Annotated in this window: 19 protein-coding genes; 12 read left to right on the forward strand and 7 right to left on the reverse strand. The window is 46.5% G+C overall.

The window, feature by feature from the left end:
* Window positions 1-51: 51 nt before the first annotated feature.
* Window positions 52-357, reverse strand: a complete 306-nt coding sequence (locus tag EHT87_RS30060) for a (2Fe-2S) ferredoxin domain-containing protein (RefSeq protein ID WP_124910479.1) — start codon at window positions 355-357, stop codon at window positions 52-54.
* A gap of 407 nt (window positions 358-764) precedes the next feature.
* Between EHT87_RS30060 and EHT87_RS30065 the strand changes: the two genes are divergently transcribed.
* From EHT87_RS30065 to nth, 3 genes are all read left to right on the forward strand, one after another.
* The gene (locus tag EHT87_RS30065; protein WP_114405445.1) at window positions 765-1,364 is read left to right on the forward strand and encodes an RNA polymerase sigma factor; all 600 of its coding nucleotides are present in this window, start codon (window positions 765-767) and stop codon (window positions 1,362-1,364) included.
* Complete coding sequence (locus tag EHT87_RS30070; protein ID WP_124910480.1) at window positions 1,339-1,575, forward strand: hypothetical protein; 237 nt, start codon at window positions 1,339-1,341, stop codon at window positions 1,573-1,575. Before EHT87_RS30065 ends, EHT87_RS30070 begins: the two co-directional genes overlap by 26 nt.
* A gap of 134 nt (window positions 1,576-1,709) precedes the next feature.
* Window positions 1,710-2,363, forward strand: coding sequence for an endonuclease III (gene nth, locus EHT87_RS30075; protein WP_124910481.1), 654 nt, complete (start codon window positions 1,710-1,712; stop codon window positions 2,361-2,363).
* Window positions 2,364-2,430: 67 nt separating this feature from the next.
* On the opposite strand, the gene EHT87_RS30080 is transcribed toward nth, so the two are convergent.
* Window positions 2,431-2,850 carry a nucleoside-diphosphate kinase gene (locus EHT87_RS30080; protein ID WP_124910482.1) on the reverse strand — a complete coding sequence of 140 codons (420 nt, stop codon included), beginning with the start codon at window positions 2,848-2,850 and terminating at the stop codon, window positions 2,431-2,433.
* 108 nt (window positions 2,851-2,958) lie between these two features.
* On the opposite strand from EHT87_RS30080, the gene EHT87_RS30085 reads away from it, so the two are divergent.
* From EHT87_RS30085 to rdgB, 4 genes are all read left to right on the forward strand, one after another.
* Window positions 2,959-3,975 carry a DHH family phosphoesterase gene (locus tag EHT87_RS30085; protein ID WP_124910483.1) on the forward strand — a complete coding sequence of 339 codons (1,017 nt, stop codon included), beginning with the start codon at window positions 2,959-2,961 and terminating at the stop codon, window positions 3,973-3,975.
* A gap of 101 nt (window positions 3,976-4,076) precedes the next feature.
* Window positions 4,077-4,991, forward strand: a complete 915-nt coding sequence (locus tag EHT87_RS30090; RefSeq protein WP_124910484.1) for an FKBP-type peptidyl-prolyl cis-trans isomerase — start codon at window positions 4,077-4,079, stop codon at window positions 4,989-4,991.
* Window positions 4,992-5,115: 124 nt separating this feature from the next.
* The gene (locus EHT87_RS30095) at window positions 5,116-6,015 is read left to right on the forward strand and encodes an FKBP-type peptidyl-prolyl cis-trans isomerase (protein WP_124910485.1); all 900 of its coding nucleotides are present in this window, start codon (window positions 5,116-5,118) and stop codon (window positions 6,013-6,015) included.
* A 63-nt stretch (window positions 6,016-6,078) separates the two neighbouring features.
* On the forward strand, window positions 6,079-6,663 hold the full coding sequence (rdgB, locus tag EHT87_RS30100; protein ID WP_124910486.1) for an RdgB/HAM1 family non-canonical purine NTP pyrophosphatase: 585 nt from the start codon (window positions 6,079-6,081) through the stop codon (window positions 6,661-6,663).
* Between the two features lie 79 nt (window positions 6,664-6,742).
* On the opposite strand, the gene EHT87_RS30105 is transcribed toward rdgB, so the two are convergent.
* The 3 genes from EHT87_RS30105 to EHT87_RS30115 all read right to left on the reverse strand — a co-directional run bounded on the left by EHT87_RS30105 (window position 6,743) and on the right by EHT87_RS30115 (window position 11,298).
* A complete protein-coding gene (locus tag EHT87_RS30105; RefSeq protein ID WP_124910487.1) occupies window positions 6,743-8,851 on the reverse strand; it encodes a peptidylprolyl isomerase in 2,109 nt (702 codons plus the stop codon).
* An 870-nt stretch (window positions 8,852-9,721) separates the two neighbouring features.
* Complete coding sequence (locus EHT87_RS30110) at window positions 9,722-10,588, reverse strand: alpha/beta hydrolase (protein ID WP_124910488.1); 867 nt, start codon at window positions 10,586-10,588, stop codon at window positions 9,722-9,724.
* Between the two features lie 155 nt (window positions 10,589-10,743).
* On the reverse strand, window positions 10,744-11,298 hold the full coding sequence (locus EHT87_RS30115; protein ID WP_124910489.1) for a DUF4142 domain-containing protein: 555 nt from the start codon (window positions 11,296-11,298) through the stop codon (window positions 10,744-10,746).
* Between the two features lie 560 nt (window positions 11,299-11,858).
* Here EHT87_RS30115 and EHT87_RS30120 point away from each other — a divergent pair.
* The 5 genes from EHT87_RS30120 to EHT87_RS30140 all read left to right on the forward strand — a co-directional run bounded on the left by EHT87_RS30120 (window position 11,859) and on the right by EHT87_RS30140 (window position 18,486).
* Window positions 11,859-12,311, forward strand: a complete 453-nt coding sequence (locus EHT87_RS30120) for a hypothetical protein (protein ID WP_124910490.1) — start codon at window positions 11,859-11,861, stop codon at window positions 12,309-12,311.
* 16 nt (window positions 12,312-12,327) lie between these two features.
* Window positions 12,328-12,915: a DUF1684 domain-containing protein gene (locus EHT87_RS30125; protein ID WP_124910569.1), complete on the forward strand. Its 588-nt coding sequence runs from the start codon at window positions 12,328-12,330 to the stop codon at window positions 12,913-12,915.
* A gap of 63 nt (window positions 12,916-12,978) precedes the next feature.
* A complete protein-coding gene (locus EHT87_RS30130; RefSeq protein ID WP_124910491.1) occupies window positions 12,979-14,943 on the forward strand; it encodes a DUF3858 domain-containing protein in 1,965 nt (654 codons plus the stop codon).
* Window positions 14,933-16,837, forward strand: a complete 1,905-nt coding sequence (locus EHT87_RS30135; protein WP_124910492.1) for a DUF3857 domain-containing transglutaminase family protein — start codon at window positions 14,933-14,935, stop codon at window positions 16,835-16,837. Before EHT87_RS30130 ends, EHT87_RS30135 begins: the two co-directional genes overlap by 11 nt.
* Before the next feature lie 845 nt (window positions 16,838-17,682).
* Window positions 17,683-18,486, forward strand: a complete 804-nt coding sequence (locus EHT87_RS30140; RefSeq protein WP_124910493.1) for a hypothetical protein — start codon at window positions 17,683-17,685, stop codon at window positions 18,484-18,486.
* Between the two features lie 408 nt (window positions 18,487-18,894).
* On the opposite strand, the gene EHT87_RS30145 is transcribed toward EHT87_RS30140, so the two are convergent.
* Window positions 18,895-19,488, reverse strand: a complete 594-nt coding sequence (locus EHT87_RS30145) for an NAD(P)H-dependent oxidoreductase (RefSeq protein ID WP_124910494.1) — start codon at window positions 19,486-19,488, stop codon at window positions 18,895-18,897.
* Between the two features lie 75 nt (window positions 19,489-19,563).
* Window positions 19,564-20,136: a Crp/Fnr family transcriptional regulator gene (locus tag EHT87_RS30150; RefSeq protein ID WP_229321475.1), complete on the reverse strand. Its 573-nt coding sequence runs from the start codon at window positions 20,134-20,136 to the stop codon at window positions 19,564-19,566.
* Window positions 20,137-20,275 lie beyond the last annotated feature (139 nt).

A 20,275-nucleotide genomic window follows, 5' to 3' on the forward strand; every position in this document is an offset into this window, starting at 1 on the left:
GAGTAGGGATACGGACTGCTCCTGACCGTTAAAACGCCGGGCTCCTGAGCTTTAAAATGGCAGGACCAATCGCGCTACGGGTTGATCATTGATTAAATGGCTTTCCACGATTTCGTCAACATCCGACAATTGAACATTTCCGTAGTAGACTCCTTCCGGATAAACCACCATCGACGGACCCAGGGCGCAGGTATCGAGGCAACCGGCGCGCTGGGCGCGGATATCAATTTGCAAACCGTGTTGTTTCAGAGATTCCTTAAAGGCGTCGACCAGCGCCATGCCGTGGGCTTCCCCGCAGCTTTTTTTGGGTGCCGGTTTCTGATTGGTACAAATAAAAACGTGTTTTTTAAATTTCATGATACTTCCTTCAATCGTTTATTCGGCGAAATTCGTATACTAGTAAGTTTTGCAAAGGTCTGATAAAATTCTCAGGAGTACTATCTTAATTTTTTTTGAAAGAATGAACCACCTTTTAAACCCTTTGGCATTATTTTGGGTCTATCCAATCGGTCAGTAGAAAAAATACAAACTATTCATTGAATAAGCCTGAAATATTGAAATGATTAAGAACGGAGGTTTTTTTTACAATTTGCACAATAAAGTGTTGAATTTTGACTAATTAGTATGAAAATAATTTTTCCGCCTATTGCAAAATACAACGAAAATATTTTACTTTGAGAAATATAATCAGATCATTCACTAAAAATCCCAACGCTCACACACTATCGATACAAAGCTCTACGTTACCTAACTGATTACTGAAAATGGACAAATTGCAGGTTAGCGACAGTGAGCTTATATCCCTGTACATCCGCGGTAGTGAAAAAGCCTTCGAGAAACTGGTTCAGCGCCACAAATCGAAAGTTTATACCACGATTTATCTGATTGTAAAGGACCAGTACGTTGCCGAAGATTTAATGCAGGATACCTTCATCAAGGCCGTCGAAACATTAAAATCCGGTAAGTACAACGAAGAGGGTAAATTTTTGCCCTGGATTATTCGGATCGCTCACAACCTGGCTATCGACTTTTTTAGGAAAGAAAAACGCTACCCCAATGTAGTGTTTGAAGATGGTAGTAATGTGTTCAATACGCTGGAATTTGCTGAAGACTCGATTGAGTCCGTGCAGATTCGGCAGGAGACGCATGAACATCTACGTGAGCTGATTCAGCGGCTGCCCGAGCAGCAACGTCAGGTTCTGATTATGCGGCATTATGAGGAAATGAGTTTCCAGGAAATTGCCGATGCAACCGGAGTCAGTATCAATACAGCATTGGGGAGAATGCGTTATGCTTTAATTAATTTGCGTAAGCAATTAAGCAAACGTTCCCCATACTATGATACAAACTTTTACCAACGATGACGTAATCCGGTATGTCTACGAAGAGACTTCCGCTGAAGAGAATCTGCTGATCGAAGACGCCTTGATGGCTGAGCCGGAACTGATGAGCTTCTATTTAGATACGCTCGAAGTCAAGTGTTTGATGAATAAAATTGAACGCAAACCGGCGGATCGTACCGTTCAAAATATCCTGAATTATTCGAGAAATTACGCGGCAAACCCGTCAGTCTGATCCCACAGGCTAACGGGTTTCTGTTTTCTCCGCTCAACTCTTTTGTTCTCCGTTTAACTCTGCGAAATATTTTTTTATATCGCGAAGTTGAGCGGAGAACAAAAGAGCAAAGTGGAGAGGATTATTATTGCTTTATGCTAAAGAAAGAACGGTTTCGTCATTTTCTCGATTATTTCACCACCAACTTCCCGGAGCCGAAAACCGAATTAAACTTCCGCAATCCGTATGAATTGCTGGTTGCGGTTATTTTATCGGCACAGTGTACGGATAAGCGTATCAATCAGGTGACACCCAGGCTGTTCGACCGGTTTCCGGAGCCCGAATCACTCGCAGCCGCGTCGGTGGAAGAAGTGTTTAGCTACATCCGGAGCGTTTCATACCCGAACAATAAAGCCAAACACCTGGTCGGAATGGCAAAAGTTTTGACGGAAGAATTTGGTTCGGAAGTACCGGCGAACGTCGACGATTTGCAGAAAATGCCGGGTGTGGGTCGAAAAACCGCCCACGTCATTACCTCGCTCATTTTTAACCAGCCGACGATGGCCGTCGATACGCACGTGTTTCGGGTGTCGCACCGGCTTGGTCTGGTACCGAAAACCGCCACGACGCCACTAGCGGTTGAGAAAGCGCTTGTTCAATACATTCCCAATCAATATGTGCCGAAAGCGCACCACTGGCTGATTTTGCACGGACGGTATGTGTGTATTGCCCGTTCGCCAAAATGCTCGGAATGTGCTTTAACGCATTTCTGTCAGTACTACGAGAAATTGTCCGGAACGCGGATGTAACGGATAGATCGGATTAAAACTGATTTTTTAAGTAGTCAATCCGTTCCATCCGCGTTTCTATCGCCACCTAGAACTGCTCGACTCCGGCAAAAAAGAAATCGCCTTCAATTTTTGCGTTTTCGTCCGAATCGGAGCCATGAATCGCATTGGCTTCGATCGACTTGGCAAACAATTTCCGGATGGTACCTTCTTCGGCCTGGGCCGGGTTGGTAGCACCGATGAGCTTGCGGAAATCAGCCACGGCATTTTCTTTTTCCAAAATCATCGGAATGATGGGCCCGGACGACATATACGCGCATAAGTCGTTGTAAAAAGGGCGTGCGCTGTGAACCGCGTAGAACTCTCCAGCCCGGTCTTTAGTCAGTTGAAATTTCTTTACGGCTACAATCCGAAACCCGGCTTCTTCGATCATTTTAATGATTGCACCGGAATTACCCTCGGCAACGGCGTCGGGCTTAATCATCGTGAACGTACGGTTGGTCGTCATCAGGTAGTAAACAAAATATTATTTGGCTCCAAAGGTATAAAGATTAGATAACAATTCTTCGTAATTTTGCGAATTGATACCTGCCCGTTTGAACGGGGTAATTCATAAATGCAAGACTTCGAAGCCATCCGTGATCTGATTGAGAAGCCCCAGACGGTGCTGATTACTACCCATCTAAACCCCGATGCTGACGCCATGGGCTCATCGCTGGGTTTGGCGGGCTATCTGAAAAAACGGAACCACCACGTGACGGTTGTAACACCGACGGATTACCCCGAAAACCTGTACTGGCTGAGCGGCAATGATGAAGTGATCGCGTTTGAGGAAAAGAAGCGGGTGGAAGTTGGTCAGTTGTTTGAACAGGCCGACGTTATTTTTTGTCTGGATTTTTCGGTGCTGAACCGTATTCGTGATCTGGAACCGATGGTTCGGCAGTCGCGCGCCAAAAAAGTCATGATCGACCATCACCTGGAACCGGAATCATTCGCCGATTTTACGTACTGGGACACGAAAGCCGCAGCAACGGCCCAACTTATTTTTCAATTGATCGATCAGATTGGCGATAAGAAACTGGTCGATGTGCCCATTGCCGAGTGCCTGTATGCCGGTATTATGACCGACACCGGTTCATTCCGGCACGCGAGCACAACAGGAGACGTTCACCGGGTTGCGGCCGAATTAATTGATATCGGTATCGAAGTGAGCCCGATCCATCGTCGGATTTACGATAACGTTTCACTGGACAAACTTCGGTTTACGGGGTATGCCCTGGCTGAAAAACTGGTGGTTTTGCCGGAATACCGGTTTGCCTATATCACCATTACCGATGCTGAACTCAAGCGGTTTCGGTCGAAAATGGGCGATACGGAAGGACTGGTCAACCAGGCACTGGCGGTTGAAGGCGTAATCATGGCCGCCATCCTGATCGATCGGGGAGACGAAGTGAAAATGTCGTTTCGGTCGGTTGGCGATTTTTCGGTCCGCGATCTGGCCAGCCAGCATTTCAGCGGAGGTGGGCACAAAAACGCAGCCGGTGGCCGGACAACGCTGACGCTGAAGCAAACCGAAGAAAAACTATTGAGTGTATTACCGGCCTACCAGGAGCAGTTACTGGAGTCGGTTTAAAGACCGTGAACCAATTTGTCTTAACTAAATAATTTACCGTTTGTGGTGTGTAGTTAACCACAAATTCTAAAAACAAACTACGAACTACAAACTCCAATTTCATGAATCTCAAGACCATTAGTAAACTCTCTCTGCTGGTAGTGGTACTGGCCTCCTGCGACAACAACCGGGTGCAAGTAACCGAAACCGGCTTGAAGTACAAATTTCACGAAGATGTTGAAGATACGCGCAAGGCGAAAGTCGGCGACGTGATGACGTTTAACATAACGGTCAAAAACAGCAAGGATTCGACCCTGGGCAGCAGCTACCTGAACGGTTCCCCCGTGAAACAACCTTTGCAGGCATCGACGTTCAAAGGCAGCCTCGAAGAAGGGCTGGCTTTGTTGAGCAAAGGCGATAGTGCTACCATTTATGTCAACGCCGATTCGATTGCGGGCCGGTCGCAGCAGCCGCTGCCGCCGTTTATTCCGAAAGGTTCAGACATTGCCTATACCATCAAAGTGATCGATGTCCAGTCGATGGAAGAATTCCAGAAAGCCCAGGTGGCGGTTCGGGAAAAACAGAAGGGCGTGGATGAAAAAACCATTGCTGATTTTGTTGCCAAGAATAAACTGGCCGGTCAGAAAACCGCATCGGGTCTGTATTATGTGATCACTCAACCCGGCACGGGCGCCAGTCCCAGCTCGGGCGACGTAGTCAAGGTTAAATACACGGGTAAACTGATGAACGGAAAAGTGTTCGATAGTTCCGACAAAAATCCGCAAACGCAGGGTGGAATCGACTTTCCGCTGGGCCAGGGTGCCGTTATTCCGGGTTGGGAAGAAGGCGTTCGCCAACTGAAAAAAGGCGGTAAAGGAACCCTGATCATTCCGTCGAGCCTGGCTTACGGTGTCGAAGGTGCTCCGGGCGCCATTCCGCCAAACTCGGTCATCATGTTTGATGTCGAGCTGGTTGACATCAAGAAAGGGGCAGCACCCGCTCCCCAAATGCCGCAAATGCCGCAGGGTGGACGGTAATTGACGAATAAAATCTGTCAGCGAACCCGATACCAGATTTGGATCGGGTTCGTTGTTTACAAACAGAGGCACGGAAAGGACGTGAATGGTGAGAAGAAAAAACGCATTTAGATAGTTAAATGAAATGAAAGTGATACAAAATTGGCAGAGATGGAGTTTTGCCGTTTCGCTGATTGGACTTTTGATCGTACAGATCAGCTGTGCGCCGGATCCGGGTGAGGCTCTGAACGACCGCAAGCGACGCGAAAATGAGGACGAAATTAAAGCCTATATTACTACCAACAACCTGACTGCGGTTAAGGATGATGTGACCGGTTTGTACATTGCAAAAACGAAGGACGTACCTACAGGCCAGGCTCCGGTGGTTGGCGACGAAGTGCGCTTTTATTTTGTGCAGAAACGGTTGGACGGCCTCATTGTCGACAGCACCGAAACGGCGGCAAAAAAACCGGGTGTTGTCATAATCGGAGCACCGTCGCAGGGCGCGATTACAGCCCGGCTTTACAATGGCTTGCAGTTGCTGAAAGAAGGCGAGCAGGCCATCGTATTGGCACCCTACGACCCGACCGATAACAAAAGCGGGAATTTACTCCTTCCGGCTTATACGCCCGTCCGATACGACATTACGGTGGTTAGTGTTCGAACGGAAGAGGAACAGATTCAGGATTATTTAGCTGCCAAGGGACTGACGGCGGCTGAAAAAACCGCTTCGGGGTTGCGGTTTCTGCTAACGAAAGCGTATCCGGATTCGGCCCTGGTAAAAGTGGGTCAGACGGCGAAGATTAAATACAAGGGCACGTTGCTCAATGGTAATCAGTTTGATGCCAACGCCGACGGCACTGATTTTAGCGTTGGAACGGGTGCGGTTATTGCCGCCTGGGACGAAGCTTTGGTCAAAATGCGGGAAGGAGAAAAAGCGACTATTGTGCTGCCGTCTTCAATTGGATACGGACCGCAGGGTAAAACGCCGATTCCACCGTATGCTCCACTTGTGTTTGATATTGAAGTCGTTAGTGCCAAATAATTTAACTTTTCAATTAAGTAGGCTGCCTTTTAACGAGGTGGCCTATTTTTTTACCAACGTTTTATGACGCTTTGTTTTGCGACGAATAACGCCAATAAACTGGAAGAAATCTCGGCGATGCTGGGTGACCAGTTCGTACTGAAAACCTTGCAGGACATCGGCTGTTTTGAAGAAATTCCCGAAACCCAGGACACCATTCCCGGAAATTCCCGGCAGAAAGCCGAACACGTTTGGGATCATTACCGGATCAATTGCTTTGCCGATGATTCGGGGCTGGAGGTCGATGCGCTGGACGGAGCACCCGGTGTGCATTCGGCCTATTACGGTGGTCATCCGCGCAGCTACGAGCGAAATTTGAATCTGTTGTTGACTAACTTAAACGGCAAACCCAATCGCCGGGCCCGGTTTCGGACGGTAATCACACTGGTTATTGACGGAAACTACCATTCGTTTGAAGGTACAGCCGAAGGGCAGATTCTGACGGAACCCCGTGGCACCGGCGGTTTTGGCTACGACCCCATTTTTCAGCCCGACGGCTACGACCGGACCTTTGCCGAAATGAGCATGGAAGAAAAAAGTGCCATCAGTCACCGGGGAAAGGCGTTTGCAAAACTGGTTTCCTTTTTGAATAATTTACCCCAATCCTAGCGGAAGACTTTAAGAATCAGGCACAAAAAAAGCTTCCCGAATCGGGAAGCTTTTTTTGTCGTGGGTAAATCTCCGGTTATTAATAAAACTTCGCCCGGCGGTCTTTCACCTTGGCATTGTCACGAATGGCTTCATTGATCAGAAAACCGGTGCGGCTGCTGGCGTTTTGGATCAACTGATTTTTATAAACCGCGTAATCCGCTACCGTTGGAGCGGGCGTTACTTTCGACGTTTCCACGATCAGCACACCGGCATCGCCCGCAAAAGGCTTCGACCGTTTGCCCGGTTTCAAACCGAATATTTTACCAACAGCAACCGGATCGACGCCCGCGCTTTTCAGAAAACCGTTTGCCAGATTGAGGTCGGGTACGGTTTCAACCAGCGCACCGGCTCCGTATTTCTGAGCAATCGACTCGAGGGGGCCGGATGCACTGTTCAGTTTCGCCATAATCTGTTCGGCTTTCAACTGGTTGCGAACTTTTGCGGTTAGCTCCGGACGGAAGTTATCGACCGTCACTTCATCTTCCGACGTTTTACCGGTCACAACAGCGACTACATACTGATCATCCACTTCGATGGCCGATGAAACATCGTTGATGTCGGTATCGTCATTAAAGGCCCAGCGAACCAGTTCGCGGGCGTTACCAAGTGCATTTACATTGGTTGAATTTTCCGGAATCCGTTCGGCCGTAGCGACCACCAGAGTTTTGTCTTTCTTCGCATTTTCTTCAAAGGCTTCCTTCGATTGGCTTTCCGTTGCAAATTGTTCGGCTCGGCGATACACTTCGTCGCGGGTCGCCTGGCTGGCCGTGATGGTTTTACCGATGGTCGAAATGCGGTATAACGTATTGGTTTTCGGCTCGGTTATTTTGATAATATGGTAGCCGTATTCGGTTTCGACCAGACGCGGAATCAAACCGGTTCCGTTGAAGCCGAAAATGGCGTCCTGAAATGGTTTCACCATCCGGTTATCGTTTTTGAAATAACCCAGATCACCGCCTTGCTGGCGCGAACCGTCGTCACTGGTCGATGCTGCCAGAGCCTCAAAGTTGGCTCCTCCCTGAATCTGGCGCAGAATACCTTCCGCCTTGATGCGGGCAGCGGCTTTGGCCGAATCACTGCCCGTGGCCCGGATCAGGATGTGGCTGGCCCGAACGGTAAAGTTGGTGTCTTTCTTGACACCGCTGTATTTATAAATAAAGTAGGTATTTCCTTCTTTATAAGGCCCGTATACACCGCCCGGCGCAAAGGTGCCAACCGTGGCTTTCAATTGTTCGGGCATTTCACCCAGCGTCATATACAACGGTGCCTGAATGTCGGAATTCATCCGGGCATACGACGAATCATTCGTTGCCGTTGCCAGGCCGCGGGCCAGGGTTTTAATCTGATCGTATAAAGCCGTACTGTCTTCTTTCGACGGTGCAACCGGAAAGGTTACATACTGAATGGTCCGGCTGTTGATGCTTTTGTATTCGTCTTTGTGCTTGTCCAGGTATTCCTGAAGCTGACCATCGGTTACTTTCACCGTTGTATCAGGAACTGAATAATAAGGAACCAGCAAAAATTTAGCATCTGCACGGGTATTCTGAGCCTGGTATTCTTTCTGGGCTTCGGCCGTCGTTACAAATGACGACAACCGGAGCAGGTTTTCGTATTTTGTCCGGGTCCGGTCGGTGCTCAGATTTTTTTCGAAATTAGCCCAGGCCAGCTGCTGTTCGGCTGGCAACGTTTTCAGGTTTTTCAGGTAATTGATAACCGTATTTTTATCGAAAGCACCGGTTTTAGGGTCCGTAAAGGTCTGCCGGATGGCCGGGCTGATGTAATTGCCCTGTACCATATCGACCAGCTCGTCCTGAGTGACGGCCAGCCCGAGTGCGTCGTATTCTTTCTGGTACGCAATGTCTAAAATAAACTGATTCCAGGCTTGATCGCGGAGTTGAATCTGATCCTGTTCAGAAGCGGGCCGACCGGTTTGCTGTTCATAGGCAGCGCGGGCTTCATCGACTTTCGCATTAAATTCCGGATACGAAATCTTTTGTCCGGCAATCTCGCCAACGCTCTGGTCCTGTCCACCAAACAGACTCCGTGAACCGAGCAGATCTCCTCCTACAATAAATAAAATCAAACTGACGGCAATAATACCTACTGCCAGGCCTGACTTTTCTCTGATCTTGTTAATTAAAGCCATTGTTAGTTTTACGCAAAAATTTGACCCGCAAAATAACACTTTTTCTCACAGAAATACAAGGAGAAATCCGGGGCGAATGGGCTGTATTTCAAAATTAACACCGCCTGCCCGATCAGCAGACGCCCTTCTGAATCCAGGCGGTTTGCGTCCAAACGTCATTACCTTCTGATTTGGAAATCAACGGATCAAAAGTTGCGCCACCCGAAAAGGGGGTCCGTTTTTCAGTGGTCGAACCTGAATCCGATTTAGGGCGGCTTGGCAGAATGAATCACCCGGCACATTTAGGCCTTCTTCCAAAATCAGTGCTACTGGCGTCATCTTCAACAAATCGGCTTACTACATACGATAAGATACTTTTGATTCTAAACCCGATCAATTAACCGACATAAGCTATACTTTAATGGGGGGTCGTAAGCGACTTCTTTTGCGAACGGCATATCGTTATGTTTTTTATCAGGATTAAACAAGTTACCATTGTTTGGCATTCGATTACATGTGATTTAAACTGTCCGATAAAACAGGCGTCTATCTGGTATTTGAATTAAAGTAGAGGGTATATCCCGCAATTTTTTCGATTGAATCGGGAAACAAAAACCACTTGTTAAGTAGGTATGATTTGAGTAAAGGTGGAATTATAGGGCGTCATCGGCTATTGGGTCGCTATAAGAATTAACGGTTTCAAATAGGTACGTATTTAATTTTCACCTAAGTAGTTATTACTAATAGAATAAGGTACTAAATAAAAAATGTTCGTGGGGAAATTAGTACTAAAAAAAACGTTCTCATCGTCATAGGATGAGAACGTCAGTTGCTTTACTTTGAAGGGATCCGGTTTCAATTAAAATTTGGCAATACGGTTTCGGATCAGGTTCAAAACTGGTGAAAAGCTGCCGAAACAAATTCCAGTACTGTCGGCAAAGCCGTTCGCCAGTACGTCCAGGTGTGACCACCGTCCCGAATTCGAAACTCGTGGGGAATTTCTTTTTTACGCATCGCAATGTGAACCAGCGAATTACCTTCGTATAAAAAATCATCGTCACCGCAATCAATGTACCAGCGAACGGCTTTTTTCTGGTTGTCAGGCACGTTATTAATCAGGTTCAGCACACTTTGGCGGTTGAAATAAGCCTGCAATTCTTCGTCCGTAGCAGTCTGGTTGTTGCGGGCCAACCGAGTTTTGGCGTCCTCCAGGGAAAGTGGTCCGGTGGCGGCACTGAGTGGGCAAGCTGATGAAAACAATTCCGGGTGGTGCAGGGCGTAAGTAAAGGTTCCTCCGCCACCCATCGACAGGCCGGAAATTGCCCGAAACCGCTTCTCGGCTTTAATTCGATAGTTTTTTTCAACAAAAGGCATGAGTTCTTCGAAAAAGAAATCTTCATACCGCCATTCGCCTTTCACGTCATTTTCGTAGCCACGCCGACCGGTATTGGCGTCAGGCATCACGATAATCATCGGTGTTGCCTTGCCTTCCGCAATGGTTTTGTCGGCAATGTGCAACACTTCGCCAAATTGCACCCAGCCCGTATGATCGTCTCCGGCACCGTGCAGCAAATAAAGAACGGGGTAGGTGCGCTGCGAGGATTCATAATCGGGTGGTAAATAAATGGCAAATTTCCGTTCACTCTTCAGGATTTTGCTTTTTAAGGATTGATTATCAAGTACTTTTCCCGTTTGGGCAACCAGTAGCGTGGGAAAAAGAACCAGGAAGGTCAGTGCCCGGAAAACCGTTCTTTTCATGTTATTCATTGGTTTAGGAATCCTATTAAACCGCCGGTTTGCGTAACTAAAATGGCAAATTGCACCGGCGTCGACTCGTGTCCAAGATACGATAAAGAAATAAAAAAGGAACGCCGGTTTATCCGGCGTTCCTTTTTTAATCAATTCACAAGGAGTTATTTCATGCCATCCTGAATAGCTTTTATGGCATCATGGTGTTTTTGCAGCGTCGGCAGTGTTTTTCCGGCAAACGCTTTTATGTCGGGGTCTTTAGCATTGAAGGAAGCATCTTTAAACAAGTCGATATCTTCCTTATGGTCATCGACCATCAGTTTCACGTATTCTTTATCAAACTCGGCCCCCGAAAGTTTGCTTAAATCATCGACGTGTTTCTGGTGTTCGTCGCTCAGCGTTGCCGGGATGGTCATGTTTTTGGAAGCCGCAATCGTTTTGAATTCTTCATTCGCTTTGGAATGGTCTGTTACCATCATGGCTCCGAAATCCTTTACTTTCTGGTTTTGCGCTTTTTGTTGCGCCAGTTTCCCCAGTTCTACCTCCATCATGCCTCCACTGGCCGCTTTTACCGCAAATTCGGAATCATCTTCGGGCATGTCTTTCTTTTCATTGGCATCTTCGGCCTGTTCAGCGCTGTCCTTATTGCTGGTAGTATTACACGATTGGAAAGTCCAGGCACCCAGGACAAGCATCAGGAATAAACTTACTTTTTTCATGATCGTTGAGTTTAATTTGATAATGATTACTAGTAAACGACCGGTCTGTATGAAAGTTTGTTCAGTAGACCCGAATCTGATTTAAAGGGACCGGCTGCCCGGGTTGGGTCGTTATGAAATGGACTGTTTACCTGTAAAATTCGATTTCAAACGGGAATGTCCTGCGTTTGTTTAGTTTTTTCTATAAAAAATTATCTAAAATTAGTCTGGATAGAAAGCAGAAGGCTTTGAAAATAATTAGTTCATGATGGGATGATAAAGGTGTCATTGTTGTGAAGATCATTCCATTTTTAACCGTATTATCTTGAACGTTATAGTTGTGTTGCGCTGGTTTATAAGAAATATTAGCTGGTATAATAGGGAGCGGGTTTAGGCGTTTTTGGGTGATGAAGGTAGAAAATCCGGTTGCTTGATTCATCAATTGATAAGGAATCAGGTTTTGGACTTGAATTAATTAATAATTAAAATGGCGGTATTTATAGCGGTAGAATTGAATAAAAGTGAAAGAAATTAAATAGAATTGAATAGCTTTGCGCACAAACATTTTTTTAGCACACCCGATGAAAGTAAAACCAAACAAAATCCGCTTCTTTTCGCCGGAGGATAATGCGGAAGACGCACCCAAAATAACTCCGAAAGAGACTACGTTCTCGACATCTGTGACCAAAACCGGTCGTTTAGCTTTCCCACAAAAATTGATGGAAGGATTGAGCATCGATCCATCGAAGCCTTATTATAAAGTGGGTACGGTTAATCGTCGGAAAGGCGTTAAAGCATTGTATTTGATTCCAACGGAAGCGGGTGACACTGAAGCTTTTGAATTGTCAAAAACGGGCCGTGGCTATTCGATTCCGTTGAAAGGCGTACTGCAAAAGATTGGCCTTAATTTCCAGGATCATGAATACACATTCACGATCAAACCGTACGATTATGGCGATGGTATTTCAGGATTTGAACTGGTTTCAGACCAGCAAACGCCCCGTACCGGTGCCGCTGATGACTCAGAAGAATAAACGTCGACTAGCCGGAATGTTGTTCGCTCTCGTAGCGAGCCTTTCCGGCTTTTCTCAAACTCCGTATCTCCAACAAATTGCCGCCCATCGGGAAGAATATAAGGCCGATTTCCTGAAATCGCCGAAAAGCCCGTTAAAAAAAGAAGATTTTAAAAAGCTGAGTTTCTACGAACCTGACTCCCTTTACCGCGTAGAAGCGACGGTTCAACGCACGCCCACTGCCGAACCCTTTGAGTTGCCTACGTATGACGGTCAGAAAAAAACCTACGTCAGTTATGCCCTGCTGACGTTTCGTTTAAAAGGGAAAACATGCCGCCTTACGCTCTACCGCAGTCTGCAACTCGCCCGATTACCCCAATACCGCGACTATTTATTTCTGCCTTTTAAAGACGCCAGCAATGGCAGGGAAACCTACGGTGGTGGCCGGTATATGGACCTGCGGGTGGGCGATATTAAAGATGGAAAAATAGCGCTGGATTTCAACAAAGCCTACAATCCCTACTGTGCTTACAGCGATGGTTATGCGTGTCCGATACCGCCCAAAGAAAACCATTTAACGCTGGCCGTCGAAGCGGGCGAAAAACAGTTTGCGAACAAAGAGTGATTGTTTGATACTACGTTACTTTGTAGCTTGGTGCCTTGATTTGAAAATTCACACCGTACTTGTATGTTTTCACTGCGCCTTGCTAATTACTGGCTGACCCTGTCGTGCCTGCTTCTCTCTGCTTGTGGTTTCTCCCAGCAACTTACGTTCGGCCAGATTGATTACAACGATTTAACGATGCGTATGTATCCCGCCGATTCGTCGGCGGAAGCGGTTGTTCTGTCCGACATTGGCAAAACCGCCATTCTCCAGAATGACAGCCGGGGCTATTACGCGGAATACCAGCGCCACGTCCGGATTAAAATTCTGAAGAAAAGTGCGTTTGAACGCTCCACCATAACCGTTCCCTTCTACCGCCTGCGGTCGGATCTGCGCGAAGAAGTACGGGACATTCAAGGCAGTACGCACACGCTTCTGGCGGATGGATCGGTAAAAGTGGACCAGTTGAACAAAGATGCCATCTTTGAAGAACGCCGAACGGAAAAATTGTACATCAAGCGGTTTACGCTGCCGAACGTTCGGGAAGGCTCCGTTATTGAATTTACGTATACACTCACGTCCGACTTTGTGTTTGAATTGCGGGAATGGGATTTTCAGCGCGATATTCCCGTTCGCTGGAGTCAGTACGAGCTGAATCTGATCGCCGGATTTGAATACCGGATTCTCTTTCAGGGCTTCGAGCCCCTGGCAGTTGATGAGAATCAGTCATCGGGCACTATGATTCATTACCGCTGGGCCATGAAAAATCTGGTGGCTTTGCGGGAAGAAGATTTTATGGCAACGCCCGATAATTACCGGGCTAAAGTCTGGTTTGAACTGGTGCGGACAACGCTGCCCCATGAGATTGGGCCCCGGAACTATGCCAAAAAATGGGATGATCTGGACAAGCTTTTACTGGTTGACAGTCAGTTTGGACTCGCCATCAACCGAACCGGTTTTCTGAAAGAAACGGCTGCGACGCTGCGGAAACAGTCGGCGGACACGCTGCAACAGGTAACGGCAGCTTACCAATTCATTCAGAAGGCCATGAGCTGGAACAAGCGACGCGCAATTTATACCGAAGACGGACTCAAAAAAGCCTTCGAGGCTAAAACCGGCAACACCGCTGATTTAAATCTGATGCTGGTGGGCCTGCTGCGGGAGATGGGCCTGGAAGCCTTTCCGGTTATTCTGAGTACGAAGCAGAATGGCACGCTGAGCAAGGAATATCCGCTCCTGAGCCGATTCGACTACGTGATCGCGCTGGTGAACTGGGGCGGTAAAGACTGGCTGCTCGATGCGTGTGGGCCCGGTCTCAGGGCGGGAGTTTTGCCGGTGCATTGCCTCAATGGCGAAGGGCGGCTCGTCCACATCCGACACCCCCGCTGGGTGTCGCTTTCGCCCATCGAGAAACGCCGGGAATCCGGGCAGTTCCTGTTGAAAATAACGAAAGACGGCCAACTGGATGGTTCCATTACGGTCACACAAAGTGGCTACGCGGCCGCCGACAGTCGCCAGGTCCTGAAAGAAATCAGTCTGGAAAAATTTCGGCAGGCGTTCAAAAGCCAGAGTCCCGACTGGCAATGGAACGAATTGGTTGTGCTGAATGCGGACTCGAGCTACCTGCCGCTGACTATCAAAGGCCACGTTACGGTCTCCGAAGCCGTAAGCCGGATCGAAAACCGGTTGTATCTGCGTCCCTTGCCCATTTCCGATTACGCAAAGAATCCATTTAAATCGCCTGAACGACGGTTTCCGGTCGACATGGGCGTGCCCATCGAAAAAGTATACGTCGCCAGTTACACCCTACCCGAAGGATACAAGGTGGAGGAAGTGCCCAGGAATATCGCTTTAGCCTTACCCGGTAATGTTGGTCGGTTCAGCTTTGTGACGGGCGTAGAAGGCCGGAACTTGCAGATATCGAGCCGGTTAGTGTTTAGTAAGGCTATTTTTGGTCCGGAGGAATACGGCGCCCTGCGGGAATTTTATAACCAGATTATTGCCAAACACGCCGAGCAGGTCGTATTAAAAAAGACGGATGAAAAATAAGCAGGTAATCGGATTGGCGGCTTGTTGGCTAATCAGTCTGGCCAGCCGGGCAGGAGAGCCCTTTTCGGTCGTAACCATTCCAGCGGAGTTGTCGGCAGGGGCTTCCGCGGTTATGCGGATTCATGAGCATACGTTTAAGGTCAAAACACCGTCCGAAGCAACCGAAACGGTCCATTATGCCGTTACGATTCTGAACCAGGAAGGGAAGTCGTATGCGAAACTGGAAGTGCCTTACAGCAAACTTTCGAAAGTAAGCAGCATCGAAGGAACGTTGTTCAATGCCGAAGGAAAAACCGTAAGGCGACTCAAACGCGGTGATATTCAGGATCTGAGTGCCATTAGTGACGTTTCGTTATTTGAAGATAACCGCGTTAAATCGGCCGGCTTTACGTATGCGGACTATCCGTTTACCGTTGAATTTCGCTACGAAGTCACCACCTACAGCACGATGACGTACCCGGCCTGGTTTCCGCAGACCGATGAGAAACTGGCGCTGGAATCGGCAACGTTTCAGGTGCTTTTACCGGCAGGACAGTCGTTACGCTACAAAATCCTGAACCGGCTCCCGGCTCCCGAAGTGGTGGATGGCCCAACTGAGCGGGCGTATCGCTGGCAGTTGAAACGGCAGAAAGTAGCCGATTATGAAGCCTATGCACCGTATTATACGAATCTGGGTCCGGGCGTTGTGACGGCCCCGAAGGAGTTTGAACTCGAAGCCCGCAAAGGCCAGATGAACACCTGGCAGGACCTGGGCCGGTTTCTGTATCAGCTCAACGACGGGCGTGACCAACTGCCCGAACCGCTTCGGCGTCAGGCGCTGGAACTCGTTGCCGGGGAAACCGATGTCCGGACGAAAATTCAGAAGATATACGGTTTTGTGCAGCAGCATACGCGCTACGTCAGCATTCAGCTCGGCATCGGCGGCTGGCAGACGTTTCCGGCTTCCGTGGTGGCGGAGAAAGGCTACGGCGACTGTAAAGCGTTGTCGAATTATACGGGGGCACTGTTAAAAACGGTCGGAATACCGTCCAGCCTGGCGCTGGTGGTAGCGGGTCGGAATACGGCCGATGTGCTGCCGGATTTTCCGTCGTCGCAATTCAATCACATGATTTTGTGTGTTCCTCTGGCGAAGGATACCGTTTGGCTGGAATGCACGAATCCGTACGTACCGGCCGGGTATGTTGGCAGCTTTACCGGCAATCGCCATGCGCTGCTACTGACGCCCGAAGGCGGAAAGCTGGTTCGGACGCCCAGCTACCGACCGGAAGACAACCAGCAGAACCGCTCTGTCCGGCTGCGGCTCGATGCGTCAGGAAACGCGACCGCCGATGTCCGCACAACGTATACCGGTATTCAGGCAGAAGCCATCGAATCGGTCATGTACACGGCCAGTCCGGACGATCAGCGACAATGGTTATACGAGCAGTTCCGGATTCCCAATTTTACGATTTCATCTTTTTCCTTTCAGGAGCAAAAGCATACGTTGCCGACGGTGATCGAGCAAATCGCCATTCAACTGCCAACCTGCGCTACCCGCACGGGAAACCGCCTGTTTTTTGTGCCTAATCAGGTATCGTCGGATCAAATCCTGCCGATTCAATACGACCAGCGAACGTCGGCGTTTCGGCTGCCTTCCAGCTATCTGGATAGCGATACGGTATTTTGTCAATTAGCGCCCGGACTTGGTGTCGAGCACGGGTTTGAGCCGGTTCTGCTGACCTCCCGTTTCGGGCGTTATCAGGCATCGGTACAGATGGAAGGGAATACCGTAAAATACATCCGCAGGCTGGTAATCGAAGCCGGTTTGTATGCGCCGGAAACCTACGCCGAATACGTCGATTTCCGCCGAAAGATCGCAAAAGCCGACCGCATGCAGATCTTACTAAAGAATTAAGAGTTAAAAGTTAAGAGTTAAAGTATGTTTTGAATTGTCTTGATTCTTTTTGTCAGTTTACTAATCAGCGAGTAAAAAATGGGCATCGGCAATAGATTTAGGTGTCGAATCTCAATCTTACTCCTCAGGCGAACTCCGTTCACCGAGCTAACCGATGGTAAAGAAGGCCTAAAAGACTCCTATCTACGGGTAGATCCGCAATTGCGTGCCTTGGAACCGGGCCGCCGGGATGGGTTCAAGAGCCTTGCCGCAAATAGCCTGCATGAAACAGTAGGATCGTCTGATCCTACTATCCGTTACAGTTGCCCTTATCAAAATAGTGTAGGTTTGTGGTTAATATAATACAAGATACGATTATTTCGACAAGGGATAGTCAAATGATTCGAGGATGATTAGAAAAACTCGAATGCTAGGTATAAATATTCCGTAATATGATTGGCAAACAATGGGCTATTTTAATGTAAATACAGTATTTTCTATAGCAATTAATTTGTTCATTACGGTAAATTCCAAAAGCGCCTTAGTAGGTTACTGGCTCTTCCTGAATTGTTCCTGCCTTCGGTAATGAGCGAACCACTCGGCTTCTGTCTTGAATTTAGGCTTTGGAACAAGTTGTGAAACCATATTTTATCAGTTTAACATTTTTTCATATTGTACCAGAAAATCTTCAATTCTGTAAAGTACTGATAGTCAATTAGAATAAGCATTATATTTTCTTAGAGTAATTCTTTGCGGCTGCCGCGTTGTCCATTTACTAAAAGAAACCTTCAATGTAGCTGCTTAAATATTTGTAATTTTGCTAAAGACGAATGTTTCCTTCCATTTCTGATTGATTTAACTTATTGATGAAATATGTTTTTGTGCTAGGACCACTTATTTTCCTAATCTGCTGCCGAAAAAATAATATTGACAAGCAACCGGAGCAGCAAGATTGCCTGATTTCAAGCTATACTACAGATACAACAGCAGCGGGTTATAATTATAAACTTCAGTATGAAGGAAACAAAATAGTAGAAATACGCGTAACGAATTTCGATTCTTTTAGTAATACCCAGGTCGAAAATATAAATACAATTAACTATAATTCAAGCGGTAAACCAATCACTATTGGCTGGCCATCAAGTAACTCCTATAAAACGAAATTTTTTTATAGCAACGATGGGATTTTGAGCAGCAGGATTACATATAGCTCAGTACCATTTCCGTCTGAAAAGATAGATTTCCAGTGGAAAGGCGACAGGATTGCTAAAGTAACAAAGAGCGGTTATGAAATTAAGGGTTCGCCAAATGTAATAGAAAACTACACAGAAAGGCTGAATTACGTGTTAGATCTAGAATACAATGAAAAAGGTAACGTGGTTTATGTTAAGAGAACCAGTTTCCCTGATATGCTTGTTACGGAAATGGAATATGAATATGATTCGCATCCAAATCCTTTTAAGGACTTGTCTCAGCTTCGAACCAGTTTCATTCCCTACGATGCCATGTATTTACTATCGATTAATAATATGACCAGGGTTAAATATTTTTTTGTAAAAGAACAGTTTAGTTCATTATTTGATTCTCCTTATCAATATAATGCAGAAGGCTATCCTCAAAATGGCTCTTTCAATAATAGAATGCTAGATATTCAATACCAATGCAAGTGAACTGATGATTAATCTAATTCATGAGAGTTGACACTAGTGCATTCAAGTCGTCTAAACATCGCGTAAACTGTATCAATTTATTCTCTTACCAATCTATTGGACAGAAATCTGTCTGGCGTAGTGCGTCTGTTTGAGAATGTAACGACCCGTGCATAACCTAACTGCATTGTTTTCGTGCTAATTTGTACCAATTAATCATTAATTTGTAATGTGTCCATCACGACCTGAACTGACAAATCATTTTTATCGTGCGACGACCCGGCCCCTTCTGTAGAAACCCAAAGTAGTTGCATCGCGTCGGCGACCCGGCCACTTTTGTTTGAATTCGCAACGCTCCGGCGTCCCGGTACCTTTTGGAGAAAATGACGGAGTTAAGCTGTTTATTTTCATTTTGTATTGTATTTGACATTAATTAATGAGTGTTGAAAACCTCTTTTCAAGGTTTGAAAGCCATTTTACCCGCTTTGCCTGGCTCACTGTTTTTACTGAAGTAAAACTTATCCAGTTGATATTTTTATACCCCATCGTTTTAAACACGCTTCGGACCATTACTTTCCTGATTAAATTTCCAATCAGTAGTAAGTACAGTATTCCTGGTTTATTCATCGTGGTAATAATGGTTATACGCTTAAGGTTTTTTAAAAGCGGCACCAATCCAAAACCTCTTGGGTGATGATCATACACAACGCCCGGAGATAAAACTCTATCAATAAATCCTTTGGTTGTAGCGGGCATTATATCCCACCAGATGGGGAAAATAAAAATCAAATGGTCGGCTTTTTTCAAACGCTCGTTATAATCGATTACCTGTGGGTCTATGGGTTGACGTGCTACAAATGCTTTTAAGTCGGCTTGCGACATTACTGGATTAAAGCCGTCATTGTCAAGATGCATCAGATCCACTTCGTGACCAGCTTTTTGAAGTCCTTTAGTTACTGCGTTTAAAATTGCATTACAGTAACTTCCATTATAAGGATGGTTAAATACTATTACTGTTCTCATTTTTCACCGTTTCGTTACAGTGCAAAATTGAGAAGGTAATTAGCCTCAGACGATAACAATTGTTAATAAAGAAGCTTATCGCCTGTTTCGGATTCGGCTCAACGAAACGGATGTGATCCCTAAATAAGAAGCAATGTAATGTTGCGGAATACGTTGAATAATATGTGGGTACTGTTCTATCAACTCTTCGTAACGTTTTTGAGGATTATTTTTGAGGAAAGAATAAGCAAGTTTCTGGGTTTGAAAAAGTCGCTTAAATAAATGCTCTTCAAAATCCTTTTTTAATCCCGGCGAATCTTCAATGATATTTTGAAAATCCTTTTGGGAAATGGTTTGTAAAATGCAAGGTTCCAGGCTTTCGATACTGTATAGGCTTGGTTGTTTCGTCCTGAAGCTTTCAATGGAAGAAACACTATCGCCTTCAAAGAAAAACTGGGTGGTTATTTCTTTACCGTCATTATTTATCCAGGTTCGCAAACAGCCTTTTTCAATGAAGTACATCGTTGTGGATATTTTCCCTTCCTGCAAAAGCGTTGTTTTTGCAGGAACTTCCTTTTTAACAAAATACGGACTGAATTGCTTCCAAGCTTTCAATTTCCCGATCGTCTGCTTATCCATTATATTGCGAACTCCAGTTGTCTGTTTCATGCTTCATGATGACAGGATGGTAATTTTGGATTTCTCACGCTTCAATCTTTCCCATCAAAGCGATTGCAATTTAGGGGTAGTTAACACATTTCGGGGAATCCGTCGCGAGAAAGTGGTAAGCAATTGTTATACAGGGTCT

It is taken from the genome of Larkinella knui, assembly GCF_003858645.1.
In the GTDB taxonomy this organism is placed as follows: domain Bacteria; phylum Bacteroidota; class Bacteroidia; order Cytophagales; family Spirosomataceae; genus Larkinella; species Larkinella knui.

Bases quoted from the DNA above. Each gene is read 5' to 3' on its own strand.
- EHT87_RS30095 (WP_124910485.1), top strand. From the start codon at position 5,116: ATGAAAGTGATACAAAATTGGCAGAGATGGAGTTTTGCCGTTTCGCTG.
- nth (WP_124910481.1), top strand. From the start codon at position 1,710: ATGCTAAAGAAAGAACGGTTTCGTCATTTTCTCGATTATTTCACCACC.
- EHT87_RS30135 (WP_124910492.1), top strand. From the start codon at position 14,933: ATGAAAAATAAGCAGGTAATCGGATTGGCGGCTTGTTGGCTAATCAGT.
- EHT87_RS30145 (WP_124910494.1), bottom strand. From the start codon at position 19,488: ATGAGAACAGTAATAGTATTTAACCATCCTTATAATGGAAGTTACTGT.
- EHT87_RS30090 (WP_124910484.1), top strand. From the start codon at position 4,077: ATGAATCTCAAGACCATTAGTAAACTCTCTCTGCTGGTAGTGGTACTG.
- EHT87_RS30115 (WP_124910489.1), bottom strand. From the start codon at position 11,298: ATGAAAAAAGTAAGTTTATTCCTGATGCTTGTCCTGGGTGCCTGGACT.
- EHT87_RS30105 (WP_124910487.1), bottom strand. From the start codon at position 8,851: ATGGCTTTAATTAACAAGATCAGAGAAAAGTCAGGCCTGGCAGTAGGT.
- EHT87_RS30065 (WP_114405445.1), top strand. From the start codon at position 765: ATGGACAAATTGCAGGTTAGCGACAGTGAGCTTATATCCCTGTACATC.
- EHT87_RS30130 (WP_124910491.1), top strand. From the start codon at position 12,979: ATGTTTTCACTGCGCCTTGCTAATTACTGGCTGACCCTGTCGTGCCTG.
- EHT87_RS30085 (WP_124910483.1), top strand. From the start codon at position 2,959: ATGCAAGACTTCGAAGCCATCCGTGATCTGATTGAGAAGCCCCAGACG.
- EHT87_RS30060 (WP_124910479.1), bottom strand. From the start codon at position 357: ATGAAATTTAAAAAACACGTTTTTATTTGTACCAATCAGAAACCGGCA.
- EHT87_RS30140 (WP_124910493.1), top strand. From the start codon at position 17,683: ATGAAATATGTTTTTGTGCTAGGACCACTTATTTTCCTAATCTGCTGC.
- rdgB (WP_124910486.1), top strand. From the start codon at position 6,079: ATGACGCTTTGTTTTGCGACGAATAACGCCAATAAACTGGAAGAAATC.
- EHT87_RS30070 (WP_124910480.1), top strand. From the start codon at position 1,339: ATGATACAAACTTTTACCAACGATGACGTAATCCGGTATGTCTACGAA.
- EHT87_RS30125 (WP_124910569.1), top strand. From the start codon at position 12,328: ATGTTGTTCGCTCTCGTAGCGAGCCTTTCCGGCTTTTCTCAAACTCCG.
- EHT87_RS30150 (WP_229321475.1), bottom strand. From the start codon at position 20,136: ATGAAACAGACAACTGGAGTTCGCAATATAATGGATAAGCAGACGATC.
- EHT87_RS30120 (WP_124910490.1), top strand. From the start codon at position 11,859: ATGAAAGTAAAACCAAACAAAATCCGCTTCTTTTCGCCGGAGGATAAT.
- EHT87_RS30110 (WP_124910488.1), bottom strand. From the start codon at position 10,588: ATGAAAAGAACGGTTTTCCGGGCACTGACCTTCCTGGTTCTTTTTCCC.
- EHT87_RS30080 (WP_124910482.1), bottom strand. From the start codon at position 2,850: ATGACGACCAACCGTACGTTCACGATGATTAAGCCCGACGCCGTTGCC.